The sequence below is a fragment of the Pontibacter toksunensis genome (genome assembly GCF_042686245.1).
Classification (GTDB): Bacteria; Bacteroidota; Bacteroidia; order Cytophagales; family Hymenobacteraceae; genus Pontibacter; species Pontibacter toksunensis.
The window spans coordinates 1-1,544 of record NZ_JBHUOX010000082.1 but is presented as its reverse complement, the minus strand read 5'-3'; the positions used below and the strand labels follow the sequence as shown (position 1 = coordinate 1,544).

The 1,544-nt window shown below is 53.3% G+C and carries 2 protein-coding genes; both read right to left on the bottom strand.

Annotated elements, in window-relative coordinates; translation table 11 throughout:
• Positions 1 to 668: hypothetical protein (locus tag ACFS7Z_RS27170; RefSeq protein WP_377492607.1), on the bottom strand; the 668-nt coding region annotated here is incomplete at its 3' end.
• Positions 669 to 1,019: 351 nt separating this feature from the next.
• The gene (locus ACFS7Z_RS27165) at positions 1,020 to 1,502 is read right to left on the bottom strand and encodes a hypothetical protein (protein ID WP_377492604.1); all 483 of its coding nucleotides are present in this window, start codon (positions 1,500 to 1,502) and stop codon (positions 1,020 to 1,022) included.
• Positions 1,503 to 1,544: the final 42 nt, after the last annotated feature.

Below are 1,544 nucleotides of genomic sequence, written 5' to 3'. Positions count from 1 at the left end.
CGGAGCTGCAGCACTCTCAGGCCGTTGTTGTCGTAGTCCCAGTAGTAGCCCTCCATCTCGTCTGAGAAGAGCGGGTAACGCTGTGGGTTGTCTATGCCGTCGTCTGTGATGTCAGCGTAGATGGTCAGCAGCTCAGCAGAAACGTTCTGGAACTTGGAGCCGCCCTTCTCGCGCATGGTCACCAGCGACTCCAGGCTGCACACTTCTTCGCCTGTTGCCACGTCGGTGGCGCAGGTGTTCACTTTCACCTGGCCACCTGGCTTTCCAAGGGCGCGCGCATACACAGAGTAAGAGGTAGTGCCGTCGCCGTCAGCATCCGGGCTCGGAAGCTGGAACAGGGCGCCATCTGCGTCCGTGCCGTTGGCATCGAGCACCTGGAACGTGCCGTCAGTCAGGTCAGCGTTCTGCAGGTTAATCTTCGTCTTGCCCTCCAGGCTGACGAAGATGCGGTGGCCGCTGTTGCCGTCCATGGCGGCCGTCTTGTCCTTGGCAACGCCGATGATGTTAAGGGTGTAGTGCGCCCCGCTCGGTGCCCCGTTGCCTGTGGTGGCAAGCGAAGTGGACTTGGCGCTCATAGAAGCGGCGGGGGCGACGTCGTGCTCCTCAGAGCAGCTCATGGTGAAAAGTGCCGGCAGGACCAGCAGGCTCAGTAGTTTTGCTTTGTTCATACTATATATGAAGTTTATATATTTATAATAAGCCTTATACTGAGTAGGTTAAAATATGTTTAGCTATATATTTAAATATTTTATTCAAATTGTACAGATATAGGGAGAGTTACGCGCTAAGGCAAGGGGAGCATATATGTAGATACCTACATTTGTCAGCGGGTGGCGCGGCACGGGCCTCTTGCCGACTGCTCGGGCAGCCCCAAAGTGGTGCGGACGGTAGCGGAATTGCACTTCTTTTGCAGAGAAGTTTAAATAAAAAGACCGCACTGCCTTGCGCAGAGTGGTCTTGTGGTGTCTATGCTCTTGAAGTTTCCTCCCTGCTGCTGTACTTGGAGCAGGAAGTGCCGCTTACATATCCTTGCTTATGGAAAAGCTTCCGTCGCCGTTGAAATTGGTCAGGATGACGGTCACGGTCCATGCACCGGGGGCGCCAGTGGAAGTCATTCCTGACTTAGAGTCCTCGGAATCTCCGGCCACAAGGGTTTTATCCAGGACAAGCTGCCCGTTGGCGTCCTTCATCAAGAGCTGGAATCTCCCGCCTTTCACGGCTGTAATGTCCATGCTATACTCTGCCTTGGAGGAAGTATTCTGCCAGGTGTAGGTCTTTGAAGAGGACCCTCCGTCTCCCGCCACGTCGCCGTCCACATCCCCTGTTGTGACGGTGGTAAATCCCACATTAGCCATATAAGGCGCTTCTTCCTTCTCGCAGCTGCTGAGGAATCCTGCGGCAGCTAAGATTAATACCATTAATACCTTTGTCAGTTTCATGTCTGCACCCTCTGTTTTTAAGTTGAATCGGTTGGTTTTCAGTGACTCCAAGGGGACTTCCACAGGAGCCAGCCAAAAGTAATCAATTCTCCTAATATATAGATA